This is a genomic window from Streptomyces sp. NPDC031064 (genome assembly GCF_055570965.1).
This window is the reverse complement of the sequence record NZ_JBVIGF010000006.1, coordinates 476960-503900: the sequence shown is the minus strand read 5'-3', so window position 1 is coordinate 503900 and position 26941 is coordinate 476960. Positions and strand designations below refer to the sequence as shown.

The 26941-nt window shown below is 72.9% G+C and carries 10 protein-coding genes; 7 read left to right on the top strand and 3 right to left on the bottom strand.

Annotation, left to right across the window (positions count from 1 at the left end):
- Nucleotides 1–106: 106 nt before the first annotated feature.
- Complete coding sequence (locus ACZ46W_RS23895) at nt 107–1054, bottom strand: methionyl-tRNA formyltransferase (protein ID WP_366126792.1); 948 nt, start codon at nt 1052–1054, stop codon at nt 107–109.
- A 246-nt stretch (nt 1055–1300) separates the two neighbouring features.
- Between ACZ46W_RS23895 and ACZ46W_RS23890 the strand changes: the two genes are divergently transcribed.
- The 4 genes from ACZ46W_RS23890 to ACZ46W_RS23875 all read left to right on the top strand — a co-directional run bounded on the left by ACZ46W_RS23890 (nt 1301) and on the right by ACZ46W_RS23875 (nt 19687).
- Nucleotides 1301–2650: a lysine N(6)-hydroxylase/L-ornithine N(5)-oxygenase family protein gene (locus ACZ46W_RS23890; protein WP_468340880.1), complete on the top strand. Its 1350-nt coding sequence runs from the start codon at nt 1301–1303 to the stop codon at nt 2648–2650.
- Between the two features lie 116 nt (nt 2651–2766).
- A complete protein-coding gene (locus ACZ46W_RS23885; protein WP_468340877.1) occupies nt 2767–3804 on the top strand; it encodes an iron-siderophore ABC transporter substrate-binding protein in 1038 nt (345 codons plus the stop codon).
- Nucleotides 3805–3953: 149 nt separating this feature from the next.
- Nucleotides 3954–19481 (top strand): amino acid adenylation domain-containing protein, encoded by a 15528-nt coding sequence (locus ACZ46W_RS23880; protein WP_468340874.1) that lies wholly within the window; start codon nt 3954–3956, stop codon nt 19479–19481.
- On the top strand, nt 19478–19687 hold the full coding sequence (locus ACZ46W_RS23875; protein WP_468340871.1) for an MbtH family protein: 210 nt from the start codon (nt 19478–19480) through the stop codon (nt 19685–19687). Before ACZ46W_RS23880 ends, ACZ46W_RS23875 begins: the two co-directional genes overlap by 4 nt.
- 361 nt (nt 19688–20048) lie before the next feature.
- Here ACZ46W_RS23875 and ACZ46W_RS23870 read toward each other — a convergent pair whose 3' ends face one another.
- The gene (locus ACZ46W_RS23870) at nt 20049–21851 is read right to left on the bottom strand and encodes an ABC transporter ATP-binding protein (protein WP_468341173.1); all 1803 of its coding nucleotides are present in this window, start codon (nt 21849–21851) and stop codon (nt 20049–20051) included.
- A gap of 89 nt (nt 21852–21940) precedes the next feature.
- Nucleotides 21941–23638, bottom strand: coding sequence for an ABC transporter ATP-binding protein (locus tag ACZ46W_RS23865; RefSeq protein ID WP_468340868.1), 1698 nt, complete (start codon nt 23636–23638; stop codon nt 21941–21943).
- Nucleotides 23639–23873: 235 nt separating this feature from the next.
- Between ACZ46W_RS23865 and ACZ46W_RS23860 the strand changes: the two genes are divergently transcribed.
- The 3 genes from ACZ46W_RS23860 (at nt 23874) to ACZ46W_RS23850 (ending at nt 26934) form a co-directional block, all read left to right on the top strand.
- Nucleotides 23874–24944, top strand: coding sequence for a FecCD family ABC transporter permease (locus ACZ46W_RS23860; protein ID WP_468340865.1), 1071 nt, complete (start codon nt 23874–23876; stop codon nt 24942–24944).
- A 176-nt stretch (nt 24945–25120) separates the two neighbouring features.
- Nucleotides 25121–26089 carry a FecCD family ABC transporter permease gene (locus ACZ46W_RS23855; protein WP_468341170.1) on the top strand — a complete coding sequence of 323 codons (969 nt, stop codon included), beginning with the start codon at nt 25121–25123 and terminating at the stop codon, nt 26087–26089.
- Nucleotides 26086–26934, top strand: coding sequence for an ABC transporter ATP-binding protein (locus ACZ46W_RS23850; protein WP_468340862.1), 849 nt, complete (start codon nt 26086–26088; stop codon nt 26932–26934). The genes ACZ46W_RS23855 and ACZ46W_RS23850 overlap by 4 nt, the downstream gene beginning before the upstream one ends.
- The last annotated feature ends 7 nt before the right edge of the window (nt 26935–26941 follow it).

Sequence of the window (26941 nt, the reverse complement as noted above, 5' to 3'; positions counted from 1 at the left end):
ATCCCCCCCCCCCCCCCCCCCCTCCCCCCCCCCCTCCCCCCCCCCCCCCACCACCCCCCCCCCCCCCCCCCCCCCCCCCCCCCCCCCCCCCCGCCGCCGTCGACGTTCAGGGGCGGCTGGTGAGGTATCCGCCCATCGCGGTGAAGTAGTCCGTCGCCGGCATCTCCTCGCCGTCCTCCGTACGTATGCGGGTGATGGCGAGTCCGTGGTTGCGGCCGGTACGGGCGTCGGCGCCGGCGACGATCACCACGCCGTCGCCCTCGCGGTAGAAGATGCGGCCGGGCGTGCCGCCGTAGCGGCCCTCGGAGACGAACGCCGACAGGATCTCCAGGCGCTTGCCCTTGTGGAAGGTGAAGGCGCTCGGGTACGGGGCGGACTGGGCGCGGACCAGGCGGTCGAGGTCCTCGGCGGGCCAGTTCCAGTCGATGCGGATGTCCTCGGCGGACCGCTTGTGGAAGAAGCTCGCCTGGGACCGGTCCTGCTTGGTGAAGTCGGTGCGCCCGGACGCGATGAGGTCGAGCGCGCCCGTGGTGACCGGCGCGATGAGGTCGACCGTCTTGTGGAACAGGTCGGTGGCGGTGTCCCTGGGACCGACGGCCACCGCCTTCTGGAGCACGATGTCACCGGCGTCGAGCTCGTCGTCCATCATGTGCGCGGTGACGCCGACCTCGCTCTCGCCGTTGATGAGGGCCCAGATCAGCGGGGAGAAGCCCGCGTACTTGGGCAGCAGCGAGTCGTGGACGTTGAGGGTCCCGTGGCGCGGCAGGTTGAAGATGCGCGGGGGGATCCACGTCCGCCAGTTGTTGGCCACGATGATGTCCGGCTCCGCCTCCTTGAGGAGGGTGAACAGCTCCTCGTCGTCGGGACGGTTCCGGATCACCACGGGCACGCCGTGCTCCGCGGCCAGGTCGGCGACGGAGTCGCTCCAGATCTTCTCGTAGGCGTGCTCGCTCTTGGGGTGGGTCACAACCATCACGACGTCGTGTTCGGAGTCCAGGAGAGCTTGCAGGGTGCGATGTCCCCAGGTCTGATAACCGAACATGACGACCCGCATGGGTTTCCTCCTCAGAGAAGTGATGGACCGGGCCAAGTAAAGCAAGCCTTACCTAATGGCGCAACGAGGCCGAATTTTGAGTGGTGTTCGCCTCTATGAGCCATGTCTTGTCCGTTTTGCCCCGTCGACAGAGCTCGCAGATCAGGTTAGCTTTACCTAAGTTCTGCTCGGCCGCCGCTCGTCGGTGTGCCCTGCTCCCGTTCCCCAAACGCCTGACAAGCGGCTGTCCCGCACGATGGGAGTGACATGTCACAGGCTCTTCCTGACGACGCACCTCTGATCCACGACCTCATAGGCATCGGCTTCGGCCCGTCCAATGTGGCCATGGCGATCGCGCTCAGCGAGCACAACGCAAGCGTCGACAGGCAGGAGGCGGTCACTGCTCACTTCTTCGAGCGGCAACCGAACTTCGGCTGGCACCGCGGCATGCTGATCGACGATGCCACCATGCAGGTGTCCTTCCTCAAGGACCTGGTGACGCTGCGCAATCCGGCGAGCGAGTACAGCTTCCTCTGCTACCTGAAGAGCAAGGGGCGGCTGATCGACTTCATCAACCACAAGAACCTCTTCCCGCTGCGGGTCGAGTTCCACGACTACTTCGAGTGGGCCGCCGCGAAGGTGGACGACATGGTGTCCTACGGGCACGAGGTCGTCGCCGTGCGGCCGGTCGTCCAGGACGGCGTCATCCAGTACGTGGACGTGACGGCCCGTTCGGGCTCGGAGACGGTCGTCCACCGCGCCCGCAACCTCGTCATCGGCACGGGCCTGCGGCCGCAGATGCCCGAGGGCGTCGAGCGCACGGACCGGATCTGGCACAACTCCGACCTGCTGGCGCGGGTGGAGGGCCTCAAGGACGCCGACCCGTCCCGCTTCATCGTGGTCGGCGCCGGACAGAGCGCCGCGGAGAATGTGGCCTACCTGCACCGGCGCTTCCCCAACGCCGAGGTCTGCGCCGTGTTCTCCCGCTACGGCTACAGCCCCGCCGACGACAGCAGCTTCGCCAACCGCATCTTCGACCCCGAGGCGGTCGGCGAGTTCTACACCGCGCCGGAGGAGATCAAGCGCAAGCTGATCGGCTACCACGGCAACACCAACTACTCCGTGGTGGACATCGACCTCATCGACGACCTCTACCGCCAGGAGTACCAGGAGAAGGTCCTCGGTACCGAGCGGCTGCGGTTCCTGAAGGTCTCCCGGCTCACCGACGTCGTCGAGACGCCGGACAAGGTCCGCACCACGGTCGAGTCGCTGGTGACGGGTGAGAAGACCCCGCTCGACGCCGACGTGGTCGTCTACGCCACCGGATACCGGTCGGCCGACCCGCTCGGGCTCCTCGGCGAGGTCGAGGCGTACTGCCGCCGTGACGACGAGGGCCGCGTCCGCGTCGAGCGCGACTACCGCATCACGACGGACCCCGAACTCCGCTGCGGCATCTACCTCCAGGGCGGCACCGAGCACACGCACGGCATCACGTCCTCGCTGCTGTCGAACACCGCGGTCCGGGTCGGCGAGATCCTCGACTCGATCCTCGACCGGGGCAAGGAGCCGGTGGCCGGAGCCCGGCGCGCCGCCGACGAGATCGGTTCGTCCCTCTGATCGCCCTCTGATCACCCCCTGATCAAGCCGCCCCCCACAGTTCCGGCCGCCCGGTGGCCGTCTCACGCCGGGCGGATGTGACGCGCACCGTGAAACCCCCGTGAAAGGAAACACCCGTGTCCCTTGGTACACGCCCCGCGCTGGCCAGGATCGCCAGAACCATCCCCCGCGTGGCCGTCGCCGCCGTCGCCGCGCTGGCGCTGACCGCCTGTGGTGGTGGCGCCGAGAAGACCGACGCCAAGCCGTCCGACAAGGCCGCCGGCGCGAAGTCGGCCGCCTTCCCGGTGACGGTCGAGCACAAGTACGGCAGCACGACCATCGAGTCGGAGCCGAAGAAGGTCGTCACCCTCGGCCTGTCCGACCAGGACGCGGTGCTGGCGCTGGGCGTCAAGCCCGTCGGCGCGGTGGACTGGTTCAAGGAGCAGCCGTACGGCAAGTGGCCGTGGACCAAGGAGCTGTGGGGCTCGACGCCGCCGCAGATCGTCGGTGAGCGCGACGAGTACAACATGGAGAAGATCGCGGCGCTCAAGCCGGACCTGATCATCGCCCAGTACTCGGGCATGAAGAAGGAGCAGTACGACACCCTCTCCAAGATCGCCAAGGTGGTCGCCCAGCCCAAGGGCGCCGAGGACTACCAGGCGTCCTGGCAGGTGATGACCCGCCAGATCGGCAAGGCGCTCGGCAAGAACGCCGAGACCGAGCAACTGATCAGCGGCATCGACGCGCGCTTCAAGGCCGTCCGTGACAAGCACCCCGAGTGGAAGGGCAAGACCGTCGCCGTCGGCGAGCCCTACGGCGGCAAGTACTCCGCGTTCTCGCCCAAGGACCCCAAGGTCGTTTTCCTGACCGAGATGGGCTTCACCACCTCCAAGACCTACCAGGACGCGCTGGGCAAGGAGAACATCGTCGAGCTCAGCTCCGAGCGCCTCGACGTCATGGACGCCGACCGGACCGTCTGGCTGGGCACGCCGGAGTCGGAGAAGGCCGTCAAGGCCGACCCGCTCTACAAGAAGCTGAAGGTCCACCAGGAGAAGCGTGACGTCTTCCTCCCGTACAACGACCCGGACATCGGCGCGGCGCTCTCCTTCAACACCGTGCTGAGCATTCCCTACGCCATCGACGAGGTCGTGGCGAAGCTCGAGGCCATCAAGTAGCCGACACGCCTGCCCGCGATGCGGCCGGCCCGTCCGTAGCCGCGCCTGCCCGGTGGTCCTCGCCACCGGGCAGGCGTCGCCGCTGCTGACCACGGACGCCACGTAACGACTCACCACAGACGCACAACCAGGGAAAGGCCGTACGAACGATGTTTGACGCCGAGTCGGACCGGACATCCACTGCCGGGATACCCGTCACCGGCGGGCAATCCGGCATCTGGCTTGCCCAGCAGATCGAGCCGGACAGCTCGGCCTACAACGTCTCGTTCGTCCTCGAACTCCGCGGCGGTATCGACCTGGACCGCCTGGCGTCCGCCGTCCGGCAGGCCTCGGAGGAAGCCGAATCCCTGCACGTCCGGTTCGTCACCGAGAACGGCGCACCACGCCAGATTCCCACCCGCTTCCCCGTCGGCGTCCCCGTCGTCGACCTGAGGGACGAGCGGGACCCGCTGGGCGCGGCCGAGCAGTGGATGGAAGCCGACCGCGACCGCCCCGCCGACCTCGCGGCCGGCCCGCTCTTCGCCCAGGTCCTGCTCCGGCTCGCGGACGACCACCTCTGGTGGTACCAGCGCTATCACCACATCGTCATCGACGGCACCGGCATCGCCCAGATCACCCGCCGCGCGGGTGAGCTCTACACGGCCGGGGAAGCGACGGCCGCCCCCGAGTGGGCACTGTCCCGCCTGGTCGACGCGGACATCGCCCACCGTGCGTCGGAGAAGCACGCGCAAGACCGTGCGTACTGGCTGGACCGGATGGCCGGCCGGCCCGAGCCCGTACGCCTGGTGGAGCGCTCCGCCGCGCCCACGAAGCGGAGGCTGCGCCGTACGACGGCACTGTCCCGGGAGCACACCGCCCGGCTGCGGACCGCCGCGGAGAACGCCGGTGTTCGGCTGTCCCGCCTCCTTGTGGCCGCCGTGGCCGCCTACCTGCACCGGGCCACCGGCGAACAGGACCTCGTCCTGGGCCTGCCCGTCACCACCCGGCAGGACCCCGGTACCCGGGACGTGCCCGGCATGGTCTCCAACATCCTTCCCCTGCGCCTGACCGTCCGCCCGGACATGACCGGCACCCAGATGGTCACCGCCGTCCGCACGGCGATCGCCGAGACCGTCGCCCACAGCCGCTACCGCGCCGAGGACCTGGCCCGAGACCTGGGACTCGTCGACGGCGTGCAGGAACTGGTCGGCCCCACGATCAACGTCCTGCCGACCGCCGAGGAGATCCGCTTCGGCGACCTCGAAGCCGACCTGGTGCCGCGGTGGCTCGGCCCCGTCAGCGACCTGGCGATCACGGTCGGCGACTTCTCGGACCACCAGGGCCTGCGCATCCACGTCGACGCGGACGCCGAGAGGTGCGACGAGCCGACCCTGGCGGAGCACCAGCGCCGCTTCCTCATGCTCCTCGACGCCCTCGTCGACGGCATGGACCGCCCCCTCGCCCACATCGAGCTGACCTCCGGCGCCGAGCGGGCCCAGCTCCTCGACGACTTCGGCGTCGCGCCCTGCGACGTGCCCGAACTGTCCTGGCCCGCCGCCTTCGAGCGCCAGGTGCGCCGCTCCCCGGACGCCGTCGCGCTCGTCTGCGAGGAGCGCGAGCTGTCGTACGCGGAGCTCAACGCCGCCGCGAACCGGCTGGCCCGCCTGCTGATCGCGCGGGGCGTGGGCGCCGAGGACGTCGTCGCCGTGGCCCTCCCGCGCTCGCCCGAACTGGTCGTCACCCTGCTGGCGGTGATGAAGGCGGGCGCGGCGTACCTGCCGCTGGACGCCGACCACCCCCAGGACCGCATCGCCTACATGCTCTCCGACGCCGGTGCCCGGACCGTCGTCACCACCCGCGACCTCGCCGGGGCACTCCCGGTCGCCCCCGGCGTCGAGCACGTCCTCCTCGACGCCCCGGCCGTCGCCGCCGAGTCCGCCGCGCTGGACGACTCCGACCCCGGCCTGCCCATCCCCCTGGACCAGGCCGCGTACGTCATCTACACCTCCGGCTCCACCGGCCGCCCCAAGGGCGTGGTCGTCTCGCACGACGGCGTCGGCAGCCTGATCGCCACCGCCACCGAGCGGATCGGCATCGACGCCGACAGCCGGGTCGTGCAGTTCGCCTCCGTCGGCTTCGACGTGACGGTCTGGGACCTGATCATGTCCCTGTGCGTCGGCGGCCGGATCATCGTCGTCCCCACCGAGCGCCGGGTCGCCGGGACCGCCCTGACCGACTACATCGAGGAGCACCTCGCCACCCACATGATCCTGCCGCCGTCCCTGGTGTCGGCGCTGCCGCAGGACTGTGAGCTGCCCGAGGGCGCGGTCCTCGTCGTCGGCACCGAGGCGGTGCCCAGCGAGCTGATCGCCCGCTACGCCGGGCGCCTCCAGGTCGTGGTCGCGTACGGCCTCACCGAGGCGACCGTCAACTCCACCCTGTGGGTCGCCGACCCCGACCGGCCGGGACCCGCGCCCATCGGCGAGCCCGACCCCAACACCCGCGCGTACGTGCTCGACGCCGCGCTGCGCCCGGTCCCCGTGGGCGTCGAGGGCGAGCTGTACGTCGGCGGGCGCGGCCTCGCCCGCGGCTACCTCGGCCGCGCGGGCCTGACCTCCGAGCGGTTCGTCGCCGACCCGTTCGGCCCGGCGGGCGCGCGGATGTACCGCACCGGTGACCGGGTGCGCTGGGGCGCCGACGGCAACCTGGAGTTCCTCGGCCGCGCCGACGGCCAGCTCAAGATCCGCGGCCACCGGATCGAACCGGGCGAGATCGAGAGCGCCTTCATGGCCTGCCCGGGCATCTCCCAGGCCGCCGTCCTCCTGCGCGAGGACCACCGGGGCGTCAAGCGCCTCGCCGCCTACCTGGTCGCCGAGGACGGCGCGGACGCCGACGCCGCCGTGGCCGCGGCCCGCGCCCAGGTGTCGGAGGCCCTGCCCGACTACATGATGCCGTCGGCGCTCGTCCTGCTGGACGGCCCGCTGCCGCTGACGCCCAACGGCAAGCTGAACGCCCGCGCCCTGCCCGAGCCGCGGTGGACGGCCATGACCGGTGACGCCGCCCCGACGACGCCCGCCGAGACCGCGCTCGCCGCGCTGTTCGCCGAGGTCCTCGGCCTGCCCTCGGTCGGCGTCCACGACAGCTTCTTCGAGCTCGGCGGCGACAGCATCGTCGCCATCCAGCTCGTCAACCGCGCCCGTGCGGCCGGGCTGGCGATCACCCCCCGCGACGTCTTCCGGCGCCGTACCGTCGCCGCGCTCGCGGCACTGGCCGACGCCGCCGGCGACCCGGCGGACGGCCCGGGGGCCGCCACCGCCGAACTGCCCGCGCCCTTCTCGCTCGCCGGCCTCGGCGACGCGGAGCGGGCCGAGTGCGTCGAGGCCGTCCCGGACCTCGTCGACGCCGTGCCGGCCACGCCGCTCCAGGAGGGCTTCTTCTTCCACGCCTCCGTCGACGAGACGGGCGCCGACGGTTACGCCGTACAGGACACCGTCGAACTCTCCGGTGACGTGGACCCCGACGCCCTGAAGGCCGCCGTCCAGGCCCTCCTGGACCGCCACCCCATGCTGCGCGCCGCCTTCCACCAACTGCCGGACGGCCGGATCGTGCAGCTCATCGGGGAACGCGTCGCGCTGCCCTGGCGCTTCGCCGACCTGTCCGGCCAGGACCGCGACAGCCGGGCGGCGGCCGCCGCGGACATCGCCGCCGAGGAGCGGGCGAAGGGCTTCGACCTCGCCACCGCCCCGCTGCTGCGGGCCGCGCTGATCCGCCACGGTGCCGAGCGGTCCCAGCTCGTCCTGACGCTGCACCACATCGTCGTCGACGGCTGGTCGGTGTCGCTCCTCATGCGGGAGCTGCTCAACGGTTACCGGCCGGGAGCCGCGGCCGAGCGGCCCGAGCCGGACCCGGCCTACCGGGCGTACGCACGCTGGCTCGCCGCCCGCGACCGCGCCGGCGCTCTGGAGGCGTGGCGCGAGGCCCTGGCGGGGCTCGACGCTCCCGCCCGGCTGCCCGTGCGCGGCACCGACGCGGACGAGGCCCGCACCGGCACCGTCACCGTGGAGCTGTCCGCCTCCAAGACCGCCGCCCTCACCGACCGGGCCCGCGGGCTCGGGCTGACGCTCGGCTCCGTCGCCCAGGGCGCCTTCGGGCTGCTGCTCGGCGATGTCACCGGCTCCCGCGACCTGGTCTTCGGCACCACCGTTTCGGGCCGCCAGGCCGCAGTCGAGGGCGTCGAGACGCTCGTCGGCCTCCTCATCAACACGCTCCCCGCACGGCTGCGGTGGCGGCCGGAACAGTCGCTGGCCGATGTCCTCGCGCGCTTCCAGGGCGAGCAGGCCGAACTGCTCGACCACCAGTACGTCGGTCTCGCCGAGATCCAGCGCGCCGTGGGGCGGGGCGAGTTGTTCGAGGCGCTGGTCGTCGTGGAGAACCTGCCGGACGCCGGTGAGCCGTCCGACCCGGCGGGCCTGGTCCGCCTCACCGGCTCCCACATCCGGGACGCCGTCCACTACCCGCTGGCGCTCACCGTCCTGCCCGGTGAACGGCTCCGGCTGCGCCTCGACCACGACCCGGCCCGGCTGGACTCCGCCGCGGCCCAGCGGTTCGCCGACCGGCTGCGCGCCGTGCTCGACCAGCTCGTCACCGACCCCCTCCGCCCCGTCGCGCAGCTCGCCCTGCGCACCGCCGAGGAGGACCGAGCCGCCCTCGACCGGCTGAGCGGCGGCCGGCACGCCCTGCCGGACGACACCGTCCACGCGGCCTTCACACGGCAGGCCCGCCGGACCCCGGACGCCACCGCGGTGGTCGACGAGGCCGGACGGACCACCTACGCCGAACTGGACGCCCGGGCCGAGGCGCTGGCCCACCGGCTGCTCGCCGGGGGAGTGACGCCCGAGTCCGTCGTCGCCGTCGCCGTCCCCCGCTCCACCGAAACGCTGGTCGCGCTGCTCGGCGTGCTCAAGGCCGGAGCCGCCTATCTGCCGGTGGACGTCGACTACCCGGCCGACCGGGTGCGCTACATGCTCGCCGACTCCGGGGCGCGCACCGTCGTCGTCACCGCGCAGTCCCGGACCCGGCTGCCCGGACTCGACGGGGTGACCCACGTCGAACTCGGCCGGGAGACGACCGCCGAGGCACCCGTGTGCGTCCCCGTCCACCCGGACAGCGCCGCGTACGTCATCTACACCTCGGGCTCCACCGGGCGGCCCAAGGGCGTCGTCGTCAGCCATCGTGCGGTCGTCGGCCAACTCCACTGGACCGCCGAGCGGTTCGGCTACGGCCCGGACGAGCGGGTGCTGCACCAGTACTCGACCAGCTTCGACCCCTCCGTCCTGGAGATCTTCACCCCGCTGCTCACCGGCGGGACCGTCGTGGCCGCCCGGCCGGACGGCCACCGGGACCCGGCGTACCTGATCGAGCTGATCCGCCGCGAGCGGGTCACCAGCATCGACCTCGTGCCCTCCCTCTACGGCGCGCTGCTCGCGGAGGACGGGGCGGGGCAGTGGTGGACCACCCTGCGCCGCGCCTTCAGCGGTGGCGAGGCGCTGCCCGTGCCGCTCGCCCGGCGCTGGCGGGAGCGCACCGGCGTCCCCCTGTTCAACGTGTACGGGCCCACCGAGGCCGTCATCCAGGTCACGAGCTGGGAAGCGGGGACCGGACCGGACGAGGGCGCGACCGTCCCCATCGGCGGCCCGGTGTGGAACACCCGCCTCTACGTCCTCGACCGCTGCCTCCGCCCCGTCGCGGAGGGCGAACCGGGCGAGCTCTACATCGCGGGCGCGCAACTCGCCCGCGGCTATCACGGACGCACCGCGCTGACCGCCGAGCGGTTCGTCGCGGACCCGTTCGGCGCTCCGGGCGAGCGGATGTACCGCACCGGAGACATGGTCCAGTTCAACGGAGACGGTGTGCTCACCTACCTGGGGCGCACCGACCACCAAGTCAAGATCAGGGGTAACCGGGTGGAACTCGGTGAAATCGAAGCCCGGCTGCGCGAAGAGCCGGCCGTCGGCGACGTCGTGGTCGTGGCCCGCGACGACGAGCGCGGGATCAAGCAGCTCGTGGCGTACCTGGTGCCCGCCGCCGGCGCGGACCTGGACACCGGTGCCGTGCGGGACGCCCTGACCGGCTCCCTGCCGGCGCCCATGGTGCCCAGCCACTTCGTACGGCTGGAGGCACTGCCCCTGACCCCCGGCGGGAAGGTCGACCACAAGGCCCTCCCCGCCCCCGAGGTCCGCAGGCGGCAGGGCCGTACCTCCCGCGAGGGCTACGAGCGGCAGCTCTGCGGCATCTTCGCCGACGTCCTGGGCATCGACGAGGTCGACGCGGACGAGGACTTCTTCGTCCTCGGCGGCGACAGCATCCTGTCCATGTCGGTCTCCAGCCGCGCCCGCAGGGCGGGCCTGGCGATCAGCCCGCGGGACGTCTTCGAGCAGCGCACCCCGGCCGCCCTGGCGGCCACCGTCACCGGCTCCGGCGGGCCGGCCCCGGCTGTGGCCGCCGACTCCGACGGCGTCGGCGACGTGCCGCTGCTGCCGATCGTCCACCAGCTCCGCGAGGACGGCGGCACGATCGACCGGTTCAACCTCTCCATGCTGCTCCAGGCCCCCGCCGGTGCGGACACCGAGACGCTGACGCGGGTCCTCCAGGCGGTCCTCGACCACCACGACGGCCTGCGGCTCACCCTCACCCGCATGGACCTCGGCCCCGCCATCCCCGCCCTGTGGTCGGCGCGGACGACGGCCGCCGGCTCGGTGGACGCCGCCACACTGCTCCACCGCGTGGACGTCACCGCTCACGACGACGCCGCCCTGCGCGCGGCGGTCGCCGAGGAGTCCGACGCCGCGGCAGACCGCCTCGACCCCGGCAACGGCGTGATGCTCCAGGCCGTCTGGTTCGACGCCGGTGGCGACCGGCCCGGCCGGCTCCTGCTGGTCGTCCACCACCTGGTGATCGACGGCGTGTCCTGGCGCGTCCTGCTCGGCGACCTCGCCGCCGCCTGGGACGCCGTCGCACGCGGTGAGCAGCCCGCCCTGGAGCCGGTCCCCACCTCCCTGCGACGGTTCGCCCGTGACGTCGCCGAGCAGGCCACCTCGCCGCAGCGGCAGGCGGAACTGCCGTACTGGGCCACGACCCTGGCGCCCGGCGCGGAGCTGCTGCCCGGCGCCACCCGTACCGGCACGACCGGTGCGGCACGGGAACACACCGTCACCCTGCCCGCCGAGGAGACCCGGGCGCTGCTCACCGCCGTGCCCGCCGCGGCCGGCGCCGACGTCACCGAGGTCCTGCTCACGGCGCTGCGGCTGGCCGTCACCCGCTGGCGCGCCGCACGTGGTGACGACCCCGCCGCCGACGGTGACCTCCTGGTCGACCTGGAGCGGCACGGCCGCGACGGCACCGACGCCGACCTGTCGCGCACCGTGGGCTGGTTCACCAGCCTCCACCCGGTGCGCCTCCCGGCTGCCGCCGACCCGCTCGACGCACTGAAGCGGGTCAAGGAATCCGTACGGTCGGCCGCCGACTCCGGCGCCGGATACGGCATGCTGCGCTACCTCAACCCGCAGCTCGCTCCCGTGTTCGCCCAACTGTCCACCGCGCAGGTGCTGTTCAACTACTTCGGTCGGCTGCCCGCCGAGCAGACCCGCGACTGGGCGCCCGCCGTCGAGTCCGACGCCCTGCGCGTCGAGCCCGACGCCGACCTCGCCATGCCGTACACGCTCCAGGTCAACGCCGTCTGCGCGGAGACCCCACAGGGCCCCGAGCTGCGCGCCACCTGGACCTGGCCGGACGGCAACGCGCTGACCGAGGACGACGCCCTCGCCCTCGCCCGCGCCTGGGCCGACGCGCTGCGCGACCTCGTCGCCCGCACCGGCACGCCCGGCGCCCGGCCCTCGCTCACCCCGTCGGACGTGCCGCTGCTCGCCCTCACCCAGGGCGACATCGACCTGATCGAGCGGGTCAGCCCGGCGTCGGTGGCCGACATCTGGCCGCTGTCGCCGCTGCAGGAAGGCATCCACTTCCACGCCAGCTACGACACCTCGGCGCTGGACGTCTACACCGCGCAGGACACCTTCGACTTCGACCACCGTCTGGACGCCGACCGGCTCGGCGCCGCATGCGCCACGCTCCTGCGCCGCCACCCCAGCCTGTGCGCCGGCATCACCAGCGACGGACTGCCCGAGCCCGTCCAGTTCGTGTGCCCGGCCGCCGAACTGCCCGTACCGCTCACCGAGGTCGACCTGACCGGGCTGGACGAGCAGTCCCGGCAGGCCCGGCTCGCCGAGATCTCCGAGACCGACCGGCGGCGGCGCTTCGACCTGTCGGCGCCCCCGCTGTTCCGGCTCACCCTGATCCGGCTCACCGACACCACCGACCGGCTGATGCTCAGCCACCACCTGGTCGCGTGGGACGGCTGGTCCCAGTCCCTCTTCCTCGGCGAACTGCTGGAGCTGTACGCGACGGGCGGCGACGACACCGCCCTGCCCGCCCCCGGCAGCTACCGCGACTACCTGAGCTGGCTCGCGGACCAGGACGTGGACGCGGCCCGCGAGACCTGGCGGCGAGCCCTCGCCGGGCTCGACGAGCCCACCCTCGTCGCCCGGGAGCGCGGCGACGAGCCGACCATCCCGCGGCGCCGCACCCTCAGCCTCGGCCGCGCGCTCAGCGACCGGCTGCGCACGTCCGCTCGGGAGCACGGCCTCACCATCAACGCCGTCCTCTCCGCCGCGTGGGCGCTCGTGCTGTCCTCGACGGTCGGACGCGACGACGTGGTGTTCGGCGCCACGGTCGCCGGACGCCCCGCGGACGTGCCGGGCGTCGACACGACGATCGGCATGTTCCTCAACACCGTGCCCCAGCGGATCGCCCTCGACCCCGCCGAGCCCGTCGGCGACCTGCTGCGCCGCATCCAGGCGGAGCGCGTCGCGCTCATGGACCACGAGTACCTGGGCCTCGCCGAGCTCCAGCGCGCCGGTGGCCACCCCACGCTCTTCGACACCCTGTACGTCCTGCAGAACTTCGCCGACGAGGGCGGCTTCCGGACGCTGACCGAGCGCCACGGCATCACCGGCGTGGGCAGCGTGGACGCCACCCACTACCCGATGACGCTGATCGTCAACCCGGCCGAGACCGTCCAGGTCAAGCTGGAGTACCGCCCCGACCTGGTCGGCGACGAGCAGGCCGAGGCCACCCTCGACCGCTTCGGCACCCTCGTCGAGCGGCTGATCGGCGACCTGACGACCCAGGTCGGCGCCCTGGACCTGCTGCTGCCCGGCGAGCGCTCCGCGCTGCTGGCCCAGTGGGCGTCCAGCGACAACCCGGTCCCCGACGAGACCGTCGCCGACATGCTCGCCGCGCAGGTCGCCCGTACCCCCGACGCGGTGGCCCTGGTCTTCGGCGAGCGCGCCCTCACCTACGCGGAGCTGGACGGGCAGATCAACCGGCTCGCCCGGCTGCTGCTGGCCCGTGGCGCCGGACCCGAGAAGGTCGTCGCCCTCGCGCTGCCGCGCTCCATCGAGATGGTCGTCGCGCTGTTCGCGGTGCTGCGCACCGGCGCCGCCTACCTGCCGCTCGACCTGGACCACCCCGCCGACCGGCTGCGCCTGATGGTCGAGGACACCGGGCCCCTGTGCCTGCTGTCCACGACCGCCGTCGCCCCGACGCTGCGGGGCCCCTCCGGCCCGCTCGCCCCCGAACTCCTGCTGGACGACCCGGCCGTCACCGGGGAACTCGCCACCCTCCCGGACGGTGAGATCACCGACACCGAGCGCCCCGCCTTCGCACACGACGTGGCCGGCCGGCTGGAGCACCCGGCGTACGTCATCTACACCTCCGGCTCCACCGGCAAGCCCAAGGGCGTCGTCACCCCGTACCGGGGCCTGACGAACATGCAGCTCAACCACCAGAAGGAGATCTTCGACCCGGCCATCGCCTCGGCCGGCGGACGGCGCCTGCGCATCGCGCACACCGTCTCCTTCGCCTTCGACATGTCGTGGGAGGAGCTGCTCTGGCTCGTCGAGGGCCACGAGGTCCACGTCTGCGACGAGGAACTGCGCCGCGACGCCGAGGCACTGGTCGCCTACTGCGACCGGCACCGCGTCGACGTGGTCAACGTGACGCCCACGTACGCCCAACTGCTGATCGAGGAGGGCCTGCTCGACCAGGACGAAAGCGCCGGCAAGCACCGGCCCTGCCTGGTCCTGCTCGGCGGCGAGGCCGTGTCCGACACCGTGTGGACGCGCCTGCGCCGCACCGAGGGCACCTACGGCTACAACCTGTACGGACCGACCGAGTACACGATCAACACCCTCGGCGGCTCCACCGCCGACAGCGCCACCCCCACGGTCGGCATGCCCATCCGCAACACCCGGGCCTACGTCCTCGACGCGATGCTGCGCCCGGTCCCGCCCGGCTGCCCCGGTGAGCTGTACATCGCCGGAACCGGCCTCGCCCGGGGCTACCACGACCGGCCCGGCCTGACCGCCGAGCGGTTCGTCGCCGACCCCTTCGGCGCCCCCGGCGAGCGGATGTACCGCACCGGAGACCTCGTACGCCAGCGCCCGGACGGCCTCATCGACTTCCTCGGCCGCACCGACGACCAGGTGAAGATCCGCGGCTACCGGATCGAGCTGGGCGAGATCTCCACGGCCCTGGCCGCGCACCCGGACGTCGCGCACGCCGCCGCCGTCGTCGTGGCGGAGACGGCCGGGACCAAGCGCCTCGTCGGCTACGTCGTACCCGAAGAGGGCGCCGAGCGGGGCGAGACGCTGGTCCAGAGCCTGCGCGAGCACCTGAAGGCCGGCCTGCCGGACTACATGGTCCCGGCCGCGCTGGTGGCCGTGGACACCCTGCCGCTGACCGTCAACGGCAAGCTCGACGTCAAGGCCCTGCCCGCGCCCGACTTCGCCGGGCCGAGCAGCAGCCGCGCGCCCCGCTCGCCGCAGGAGGAGACGCTCTGTGCGCTCTTCGCCGAAGTGCTCGGCCTCGCCGAGGGCAGCGTCGGCATCGACAGCGACTTCTTCGAGCTGGGCGGCCACTCCCTGCTCGCCACCAGGCTGATCAGCCGGGCCCGCACCGCGCTCAGGGCCGAGCTGGCGATCCGGGACCTCTTCGAGGCCCCGACCGTCGCCGAACTGGTGGAGCGCGCGGCGGGCACGCACGCCGCCGAGCGTCCGGCGCTGACCGCCGGCGAGCGGCCCGACGAGCTGCCGCTGTCCCACGCCCAGCAGCGGCTGTGGGTCATCCAGCAGATCGAGTGCACCTCGGCCGCGTACAACTTCCCGCTCGTGATGCGGCTGCGCGGCACCCTCGACGTGGACGCGTGGCGGGCGGCGCTGGCCGATGTGGCGGCCCGCCACGAAGCGCTGCGCACGGTCTTCACCGAACGCGAGGGCCAGGCGTTCCAGCGGGTCCTCCCCGCCGAGCAGGCGCGGCCCGAGGTGGAGTGCCTCCGCGCCGCCGAGGACGAGCTGGACGCCGTCGTCGACGCCGCCGTCAACCGCCCGTTCGACCTCGCCACCGAACTGCCGCTGCGCGCCACGATCGTGGAGGTGGCACCCGAGGACCACGTCGTCATCCTGCTGCTCCACCACATCACCACCGACGAGTGGTCGGACCGGCCGTTCCTCCGCGACCTGGCCACCGCCTACGCCGCCCGCACGTCCGGCTCGGCGCCCGGGTGGGAGCCGCTGCCCGTCCAGTACGCCGACTACGCGCTGTGGCAGCAGCGCCTGCTCGGCGACCCGGCCGACGCGCAGAGCCTGGCCGCCCGGCAGTTGGAGTACTGGCGTACGACGCTCCAGGGCGCGCCCGAGGAGATCGAGCTGCCGACGGACCGGGCCCGGCCCGCCCGGCCGGCCTTCACCGGAGCCGAACTCGACATCGAGTTCGACGCCACGTCCTACCAGGGCCTGAAGCGCCTGGCCCGGGAGAGCGGCGCCAGCATGTTCATGGTGGTGCACGCGGCCGTCGCCGCACTGCTCCACCGCATGGGCGCCGGCACCGACATCCCGCTCGGCTCGCCCATCGCCGGGCGCGGCGAGGAGGCGCTCGACGAGCTGGTCGGCTTCTTCGTCAACACGCTCGTGCTGCGCACCGACCTCACCGGCGACCCCAGCTTCACCGAGCTGCTGGCCCGGGTCCGCGACACCGACCTGGCCGCGTTCTCGAACGCGGACGTGCCGTTCGAGTCCGTCGTGGAGAAGCTCAACCCGACGCGCTCGCTGGCCCGCAACCCGCTGTTCCAGGTGATGGTCGGCTACCACAACCGCACCGGCGACGAGCTGGAGCTGCCCGGCCTCGGCGTCGAGCACGTGCCGTTCCGCATCAGCTCGGCCAAGTTCGACCTCGTGTTCAGCTTCACCGAGCACGTGAACACCGCCGACGGGGACGAGGGCACGCTCGGCTGCCGGCTGGAGTTCGCCACCGAGCTGTTCGACCAGGAGACCGCCGAGCGCCTCGGCGACCGCCTGCGGCAGTTGGTCGCGGCGGTGGCGGCCGACCCCGAGCGGCCGGTGTCCCGGGTGGACGTCCTCGCCGCCGACGAGCGGCAGTTGGTCCTGCAGGGCTTCAACGCCACCGCCCGGGAGGTGGACGAGGCCACGCTGCCCGCCCTGTTCGCCCGGCGGGTCGCCGAGCGGCCCGACGCGGTGGCCGTCGTGGAGCGGTCCAGGTCGGTGACGTACGCCCAGCTCGACGCCAGGGCCCACCGGATCGCCCGGCTGCTGGCCGCGCGCGGGGTGGGCGCCGAGAGCGTGGTCGGCGTGGCCGTGCCCCGGTCGGTCGACATGGTCGCCACGGTGCTCGCCGCCCACAAGCTGGGCGCCGCGTTCCTGCCGCTGGACCTGGTCCACCCCGCCGACCGGCTCACCTACATGATCGAGGACTCCGGGGCCGCGCTCGTCGTCGGCACCGAGCCGGTCGCCGGGAAGATCCCGGACGTCGCGGGCGTCCCCGTGGTGCTGCTCGACGCCCCGGACGTCGCCGCCGAACTGGACCGGCTGCCCGAGTCCGAGGTGGACGGAGCGCCGGTGAGCCTGGACCAGGCCGCCTACGTGATCTACACCTCCGGTTCGACCGGCCGCCCCAAGGGCGTGGTCGTGCCGCACGAGGGCATCTCCAGCCTGGTCGCCACCGCCGTCGACCGCATGGGCCTGGAATCCGACAGCCGGGTGCTCCAGTTCGCCTCGATCGGCTTCGACGTCTTCGTCTTCGAACTGTCGATGGCGCTGTGCCACGGCGGGCGGCTCGTCCTCATACCCGACGAGGCGCGGGTCGCCGGACCGGCGCTCACCGACTTCCTCGCGGACCAGCGGGTCACCCACATGATCCTGCCGCCCTCCCTGGTGTCGGCGCTGCCGCCGGGCTGCCAACTGCCCGAGGGCTCCACGATCCTCGTCGGTACGGAGACGGTGCCGCCGGACCTGTTCGAGCGGTTCGGCGCCACGGCCAACCTGATCTGCGCGTACGGGCTCACCGAGGCGACGGTCAACTCCACGCTGTGGCCCGCCTGGGAGCACGGCGGACGGCCCGGCGGCCGCGTCCCGATCGGCCGCCCCGACCCCAACACGCTCTGCTACGTACTGGACGAGCGCCTCTGCCCCGTCCCGCCCGGCGTGGTCGGCGAGCTGTACGTGTCCGGACGCGGACTCGCCCGCGGTTACCTCGGCAAGGCCGGGCTCACCTCGGAGCGGTTCGTCGCCGACCCGTTCGGCCCGCCCGGCAGCCGCATGTACCGCACCGGTGACCGCGCCCGCTGGCGCCGGGACGGCAACCTCGACTTCCTCGGCCGGGTCGACACCCAGGTGAAGATCCGCGGCTTCCGCATCGAGCTGGGCGAGATCGAGGCGGCCCTCGCCGGTCACCCCGCGGTCAGCCAGGCCGCCGTGGTGCCGGACCGGGACGGCGACATCGTCCGGCTGGTCGGCTACGCCGTACCCGAAGCCGGGGAACTGGACCCGCAGGCGCTGCGCACGCACGTCGCCGGGCTGCTGCCCGAGTACATGGTGCCCGCCCTGGTCGTGCCGCTGGACGGCCCGCTGCCGCTGACCCCCAACGGCAAGCTGGACCGCAAGGCGCTGCCCGCGCCCGACTGGTCCGGGATGACCGGCGACGCCCGCCCGGCCACCGAGACGCAGGCCCGCCTGGCGGAGTTGTTCGGCGAGATCCTGAAGCTGGAGAAGGTCGGCATCCACGACAACTTCTTCGCCCTGGGCGGCCACTCGATGGCCTCGATGCGGCTCCTCGGCCGCATCCGCTCCGAGTTCGGTGCCGAGCTGACCATCCGGGACGTCTTCGACGCCCAGACGGTCGCCGGTATCGCGGCCAAGCTGGACGGAGCGGCGGCCGCCCGGCCCGCGCTGCGCCCGGTCGAGCACCGCCAGGACGGCGCCGCGCCGCCGGTCGCCCCCGTACAGCGCTGGCAGTGGTCCTCCTACCGCCGGCACGCGGCCTTCGACCACGCGCTCGTGCTGCGCGCGCCCGGCGGGCTCGACGCCGACGCGCTGTCGGCCGCGCTGGGTGACGTGGTGGCACGGCACGAGCCGCTGCGCACGGTCTTCACCGAGCGGGACGGCCGGGTGTGCCGGCAGGACGCCGGGTTCCCGGCGCTGGAGGTGGAGCGGTGCGCCGACCTGGAAGCCCGGCTCGCCGAACTCGCCGCCGAGGCCCCGGACCTGTCCGAGGAGCCGCCCCTGCGGGCCCGGCTGCTCACCGGGGCGGACGGCACCCAGGCGGTGCTGCTGACCATGCACTACCTCGCGGTGGACGAGTGGTCCGTGGTGCCCCTGTTCCGCGACCTCACCACGGCGTACGCGGCCCGTACGGAGGGCCGGGCGCCCGAGTGGGAGCCGCTGCCGGTGACGTACGCCGACTACACGCACTGGGCGCACGAGGTCCTCGGCGACCTCGCCGACCCCGACAGCCTGGGCGGGCGGCAGCTCGCGTACTGGCAGCAGACGCTGAAGGACATCCCGCGCGCACTGGCGCTGCCGACGGACCGGCCGCGTCCCACCGGGGCCGGGCTGCCCGGCCACGCCGGTGACTACGTCGGGTTCGTCCTCGACGAGCGGCTCCACGCCGACGTGGACAAGCTCGCCCAGGCGACCGGTACCAGCATGTTCATGGTGCTGCACTCGGCCCTGTCGGCCCTGCTCACCGCCCATGGCGCCGGCACCGACCTGCCGATCGGCACCATGGTCGCGGGCCGCGGTGACGACCAACTGGCCGACCTGGTCGGCTGCTTCGCCAACACCGTGGTGCTGCGCACCGACACCGCCGGCGACCCGACGTTCGCCGAGCTTCTGACCCGGGTACGGGAGACGACGCTCAGCGCGCTGGACCGCCAGGACGTCCCGTTCGACGAGGTCGTCCGGGCGACCGGCCTGCCCGCGGAGGGGCCGCAGGTCATGGTGATCCACCATGAGCAGGCCGACTTCAGCGAGCTGGAGGGCGGCATGGGATCCTTCCACGCCGTACCGACCGGATCGACGCGGGCGGAACTGGCCTTGAGCTTCTACGAGCCGCGCGGTGACGGACCCGTCCACTGCGAGCTCATCCACGCCACCGACCTGCTCGGCGAGGCCAAGGCACGCCAACTCGCCGACGAACTTCAGGTGCTGCTGCGCAAGGCGGCAGCCGACCCGGAACAGCCGCTCTCGGAGCTGTTCACCGTAATGTCCATGAGGAGTGACAACGCATGACGACCAACCCGTTCGAAGACCCGCAGGGCACCTTCCTGGTCCTGGCCAACGACGAGAACCAGCACTCGCTGTGGCCCTCCTTCGCCGAAGTCCCGGCGGGCTGGCGGACCGTGTTCGGCGCGGACACCAGGGAGGCGTGCCTCTCCTACGTGGAGGCCAACTGGACCGACCTCCGCCCCGCGAGCCTGATCGCCCAGCAGGCCTGACGACTCCGACGCACCAGTCGCCGCCCCCGGTGAGCCCCTCGCTCACCGGGGGCGGCGCTGTGCGTTCACGGGGGTGGCGGCTCAACGCCCACCTCGGAAACGGCGCGACCGCACCGTAGTGCGTGACCCCGCCCCGGCGGGGCGGCCCGTCGGGGGCCGTGTGGGCCGCCCCGGAGGGTGGCCGATGCCCGGCCCGGGCCTCCCCGGCTGGGCCGCGCCGGCGGCGAGCGGGTCCCGGTACGGGGGCTGCCACGGCCGGGCGTGACCCGGCCGCGCGGGGGCCGCACGGGCGGCCGGGACCGGCGGAACGCGTGAGGCCCCTGGGGGATCCCCCAGGGGCCTCACGCGTTGGTGACGGGTCTCAGGACGCGGCGCCGTCCGGTTGGCGACGGCTGTCGGACCAGGCGGACCACAGGGCGGCGTAGCGCCCGCCCGCGGCCACCAGTTCCTCGTGGGTGCCGGTCTCGACGACACGGCCCTGGTCGAGGACGACGACGCGGTCGGCGGTGGCGGCCTGGGGGAGGCGGTGGGCGACCATCAGGCCCGTACGGCCCTCGAGGGCCCGCAGCGCGGCCGTCTCCAGGGTGCGGGCGCCCGCGCTGCCGGCGTCCGCGGTGGCCTCGTCGAGGATCGCGACCGGGGGGTCGGCGAGGACGAGCCGGGCCAGGGCCAACTGCTGGGCCTGGGTCACCGTGAGCCGGTGCCCGCCCTCGCCGACCACCGTGCCGAGGCCGTCGGGCAGCGCCTCCGCCCAGCCGAGGGCGTCGACCCGGGCGAGCGCGGCGCGCAGCTCCTCGTCGGTGGCGTCCGGCCGGGCCAGCCGCAGGTCCTCGGCCAACGGCCCGGCGAACACGTGGACTTCCTGGCTGATCAGCGTCACCGCCCGCCGGATGCCGTCGGGGCCGAGCTCCCGGCTGTCGACGCCGCCCAGGGATATCGAGCCGCCGGACGGCTGGTGGACGCCCGCGATGAGCTTCGCCAGCGTCGTCTTGCCGGCCCCGCTGGCGCCGACGAGCGCCACCCGCTCCCCGGAGCGCACCTCCAGATCGACGTCGCTCAGCACCTGGTGCCCGGAGACGTACGCGTGGCTCAGCGCGGACACCTTGACCGAACCGTCCACCGGCGCGGCCGACCCGTCGGGCTCCCGCTCGGCCGGCAGGCGGGAGACGCCGACCAGGCGGGCGAGGCTCGCGCCGGCGGACTGGGCCTCGTCGATCAGGAAGAGCGCGGCGTTGACGGGGTTGAACAGGCTGTGGAAGTACAGCGCCGCCGCCGTCGCCGTGCCGATGCTCACCGAACCGTTGTCGACCAGCAGGAATCCGGTGACCAGGACCGCCGTCAGGCCGACGAACTCGGCGATGTTGAGCCGCGAGAAGAACCCCGAGTAGAGCCGGATGCCCTTCAGGGCGAGCCCGACGGCCTCCCGCGACCGCTGCTCCAGCAGTCCCGCGTGCCTGTCGTTCAGCCGGAACGCGCGCACGGTCCGTACGCCGCCGACGCTGTCGAGGAGCTGGTGCTGGAGGGCACCGGTCGCCACCCGGTGCGCGGCGTACACGGGCGTTGAGCGCGGGATGTACCACTTCACGGTGAGGACGTGGACCGGCACGGCCAGCAGGACGGCGGCCAGGAAGCGCCAGTCCAGCACGGCGAGGCCGGTCAGGGTCAGGCCGATGGTGAGCAGGGCGCTGCTGAACTCGGGCAGCGCCTCCCGCACCGCCTTGGTGATCAGCGTGACATCACCGGTCACCCGGGAGGTCAGGTCGCCCGAACCGGCCTTCTCGACGCGCTCCAGCGGCAGCCGCAGCGCCCGCTCGATGAACCGCTCGCGGAGGCTCGCGAGGATGCTCTCGCCGAGCCGGGCGACGAGGGAGCTGCCGATCGCGGTGCCCACGCCCCTGCCGATGGCCACGGCGATGAGCAGGACCATCGGCAGCGTCAGCGAGCCGGGACCGCGCCGGTCGACCACCAGGTCGACGATGCGGCCGAGCAGCGGTGCGGTCAGCATGCCGATGCCGGTGCCGATGAGGAGCACGGTCACGGCGGAGACCGCCAGGAGCCGGTGGCGGCGCAGCAGCGCGCGCACGACGGCGAGGGTCTCGGCGCCGGTGGCGATCGGCAGGAGCTCGCGTTCCGGGCCGGCGCCCCGTGTGCTGGTTCCGCTCATCGGTTCCCGTCCTGTGTCGTTCGCGCGCTTGCGTTGCGCGCCTTCGTCGTTCGCGCCGTTGTCGTTCACTGGTTCGTCGGTCACGGCCGTCACGCCAGCACCACCGAGCGGTACGCCTCGTCGGCGGCGACGAGGTCCGGATGGCGGCCGTCCGCGCTCACGGTGCCGCCGTCGAGGACCACGACGCGGTCCGTCACGGCGAGCAGGGCGGGGCTGGTCGTCACCAGGATCGTGGTGCGGCCCCGGCGCAGCTCCCGCAGGCGGGCGGCGATCCGTGACTCGGTGACCGTGTCGACGGCGGTGGTCGGGTCGTGGACGACCAGGACCGGGGGATCGCCCGCGAGGGCCCGGGCCAGCGCGACGCGCTGGCGCTGTCCGCCGGACAGGGACCGGCCGCGTTCGGCGAGCACGGTGTCCACGCCCTCGGGCAGGGCACGCGCCACGTCGTCCGCCGCGGAGGCGGCCAGTGCCGGCTCGATGTCCACCGTGTCGCCGTCCGTCCCGGCCAGGACGTTGTCCAGCAGGCTGCTTTCGAACAGGTCGGCGTCGTGGTGGGCGACCAGGATCGCGCCACGCACGGCGTCGGGGTCGAGGGAGGTGAGGGATACGCCGTCGAGCTGGATCTCGCCCTCCGCGGGGTCCAGTTCCCGGCCCAGGCACAGCAGCAGATCGGTCGCCGCCGCCGGGTCCTTGGTGACGACGCCGACGAAGTCGCCGGGCTCGATGTCGAGGTCGACGCCGTGCAGCGCGCCGTGCGTGACCCCGCGCAGCCCGAGCCGCCCGGCAACGGGGTGGGCCGGCGTGGCGGAACCTTCCGGCACGGCGGGCGGCGAGGCGAGGACCTCCGCGATCCGGCCGGCCGAGGCGCGGCCCTGGGCGAACTCGGCGCTCACGTAGGTGAGGAGCTGGAAGGGGCCGAGGAGGAACTGCGCGAGCCCCACGGCCGCCACCAGGTCGCCGACGCTGATGGAGCCGCGGATCGCCAGGTGCGCGCCGACCAGTCCGATGACGGCGATGAAGATGCCGGTCAGACAGAGCACCGCGCCGGCGTGCCAGGCGCGGCTGCGGGCGGCACGCAGCGCCGCCGCCAGCGAGTCCTGGCTGGTCCGCCGGTAGCGGGACACCGCGGCCGGTTCGGCGCCGATGCCCTTGAGGACGCGCAGGCCCGCGACGAGGTCGGCGGCGACGCCGGAGGCGTGCGCGGCGTGCTCCTGCTCGATCTCGCTGCGCCGTTCCAGGGGCCGGCTGATCCGGTGGCCGAGCCACAGCAGGGGCGGCACGCCGAGCAGGATGAGGAGGCCCAGCGGTACCGAGATCCGCAGGAGGGTCACCGCGCTGATCGCCAGTCCGGCGACCGCCGACACGGCGTACGGCAGCGCGGCCGCGACCGCGCCGACCCGCTTGGCGTCCCCGGTGGCGATGGAGGTCAGCGCGCCGGGCAGCCGGCCCGTGTCCGCTCCGCCGCGCGGGTGGAGCACCCGGGTGCCGAGTTCGAGGCGCATCCGGTGCGCGGCGTGTTCGCCGGCCCCGTCGGTGATCCGGGCCGAGGTCCGGTAGCAGTTCGACAGGACGAAGAAGAGCGCGGCGAGCACCAGCAGCCAGCGCAGGAGCGCGCCGGAGGAACCGGTCGCCACCGCTTCGTCGATGATGACGCCGATGACGACGGGAACCATCGCCTCGCACACCTGGTGCGTCATCCCGAGGAGCGATGCCCCGGCGATGCGGCGACGCTGGCTCCCGATCGCCCTCCGGAGGACGTGGCCCCCCGTCGGTCCTCCTTCGAGCATGCGGTACCTCCGCGAAGATGGTTGGATAGTTAGGTAAGGCTACTCTAATCAGGGGCGACGCCAAGCTCCCCGTCCGCCCAGTGAGCAGCTCTCCCGCCGGCTCCCGGACTCGCGGAAAACGCACGGCCGTTGACCCTGTGTCGCGGGTTCGGTTAGGCTCGCCTAAGTCAGCCTTTCTTGTATGTACATAACATTTATGCGCGCTGCGCGATCTGCCGCCGGGGGGTAATTCTTGTTGTCGGTCGAGGCCCGGACGGCATCCGAGAGGGGTGCAGACGATCCAGCCGCGCCTCCGACGCGCCGCACCGCGGTGGCGGCACTGCGGGGCGTGGGACTCCTCGTGGGTCTTGGCGCGCTGCTCCTGATCGCGTTGCTCAGCGTGTGGGTGGGCACCAAGGACATCCCGTTCACCTCGACGTGGAGCGTGCTGTGGCAGCCCGACGGGTCGGAAGCCTCGGTCATCATCCACGACTACCGGATACCCCGGACCCTGCTGGGCCTCCTGGTCGGCCTGGGGCTGGGCCTCTCGGGCGCCCTCATGCAGGCGCTGACCCGCAACCCCCTCGCCGATCCCGGCCTGCTCGGCGTGAGCCTGGGCGCCTCGACCGGTGTGGTGGTGGCCATGGCGTTCCTCGGCGTGGGCTCGGCCCTGGGCTATGTGTGGTTCGCCTTCCTCGGCGCGGCCATCGCGTCCTTCGTGGTCTACCTGCTGGGCTCCTCGGGGCGGACGCTGGCGACCCCCGACCGGCTGGTCGTCGCGGGAGCGGCGGTCACGGCCGTGCTCTACGCCTTCAACTCCGCGGTGATGCTGCTCAATCCGAGGGCCTTCGACCAGTTCCGGTTCTGGACTGTGGGCGCCCTCGCCGGCCGTAACTACGACGTCGTGTACGTCGTCCTCCCCTTCGTCGTCGTCGGCCTGGTGATCGCCCTGGCACTCGCCCCGTCGCTGAACGCCCTCGCCATGGGTGACCAGATGGGCCGCGCCCTGGGCGTCAACGTCGGCCGGACGCGGGTGCTCGGCGCCGTTTCCGTGATGCTGCTGTGCGGCGCCGCCACCGCCGCCGCGGGACCGATCACATTCGTCGGCCTCGTCGTGCCGCACATGGCCCGGTTCATCGTGGGGCCCGACCAGCGCTGGGTGATGGCGTACTCCATGCTGATCGCGCCGATCCTGCTGGTCGGCGCGGACACCCTCGGCCGGGTGCTCGGCGCGCCCGGCGAGATCCAGGTCGGCATCGTCACCGCGTTCATCGGCGCACCGCTGTTCATCGCGCTGTGCCGCCGCCGGAAGCTGGCGATGCTGTGAGCACCGTACGGGAGGCCAGGACCTCCGCGACCCAGGCGACCGACAAGGTGAACGATTCCGTGGACGACACCGAGACCCGCGCGGCGAGCGGCCCCAAGCCCCGCGTGGTGAGCGGCCTCGTCGTCCGTACCCGGGCGGGGCGGCTGTCCCTGCGGGTCCAGGGCCGCGCCTTGGCCGTGACGGTGGCCCTGCTGGTCACGCTCGTCGCGGTCATGGGCATCACCCTGACCACCGGGGACTTCGAGCTGTCCGTCACGGAGGTGCTCCAGGCGCTGGCCGGCAACGGGTCGGGCGGCGCGGACTTCATCGTCAACACCCTCCGCATGCCACGGCTCGTGACCGCGCTGTGCGTCGGCGCGGCGCTGGCGGTCAGCGGGGCCATCCTCCAGAGCCTGACCCGCAACCCGCTCGGCAGCCCCGACATCATCGGCTTCACCAACGGGTCGGCGACCGGAGCGCTCCTCGTCATCGTCGTGCTCCACGGCAGCATGACCCAGATCGCGATCGGGGCCCTGATCGGCGGACTGGCCACCGCCGCCCTGGTCTACCTGCTGGTGTTCGGCACCGGAATGCACGGGTTCCGGCTCGTCGTCATGGGCATCGGCGTGAGTGCCCTGCTGCTCGCGGTCAACTCCTACCTCATCACCCGGGCGAGCTGGCAGGAGGCGCTGGAGGCCCAGGCGTGGCTGATCGGCAGCCTGAACAGCCGGGGCTGGGACCACGCCGCAGCCGTCGGCGTCGCCGTCGCGGTGCTGCTCCCGCTCGCCTTCGGCTTCGCCCGCCGGCTCGCCATGGTGGAGATGGGCGACGACACGGCGATGGCGCTCGGCGTCAACGTGCCGCGCACCCGGATGGCGCTGCTCTTCATCAGCGTCGCACTGGCCTCGTTCGCCACCGCGGTGACCGGCCCGATCTGGTTCATCGCGCTGGCCGCCCCGCAGCTCGCCCGCAAGCTGATCAGGTCGTCCGGCCCCGGTCTGGTCCCGGCCGCCCTCATGGGCGCCCTGCTGCTGGCCGGGAGCGACCTCGCGGTGCAGCGCACCTTCTCACCCGCTCTCCTTCCGGTGGGCACGGCGACCGGCACCATCGGTGGGTTGTACCTCATCTGGCTGCTGGTCACGGAATCGCGAAAGAGCCGCGCATGACAGCGACGATCCCCCCGACCGCCCGGCTGCGCGCCGAGGACCTGACACTCTGTTACGAGCAGCGGACCGTGGCCACCTCCCTCGGAGTCGTCATCCCGGACCACTCCTTCACGGTGATCATCGGCCCCAACGCCTGCGGCAAGTCCACCCTGCTCAAGGCGCTGGCCCGGATGCTGCGGCCCAAGACCGGCGAGGTGTACCTCGACGGGGCCGCCATCTCCTCGTACCGCTCCCGCGAGGTCGCCCGCAGGCTCGGTCTGCTCCCGCAGTCGTCGACCGCGCCCGGTGGCATCACCGTGGGGGACCTGGTGGCCCGCGGCCGTTATCCGCACCAGCGGATGCTGAAGCAGTGGTCCGCCGAGGACGAGGCCGCCGTCGTCGAGGCGATGCGGCAGACCGGCGTACTGGAACTGGCGGACCGGCCCGTCGACGACCTCTCCGGCGGCCAGCGGCAACGCGTCTGGCTGGCCATGGTGCTGGCCCAGGAGACGCCCATCCTGCTGCTGGACGAGCCGACCACCTACCTCGACATCGCGCACCAGATCGAGGTGCTGAACCTCTGCGCCGACCTGCACGAGCGCAAGGGGCACACCATCGTCGCGGTCCTGCACGACCTCAACCAGGCGTGCCGGTACGCCACCCACCTGGTGGTGCTGAAGCCCGGCGGCGTCATCGCCGCCGAGGGCGACCCGGCGACGGTGATGACCGCCGAACTGGTCGAGGACGTGTTCGGGCTGCCCTGCCGGATCATCGACGACCCCGAGACCGGCACTCCGCTGATGGTTCCCACCGCCCGCAAGCGCCCCGCCATGGCCGGCGACGCGGCCCTCGCGGAAACCCCCTAGGGACGGA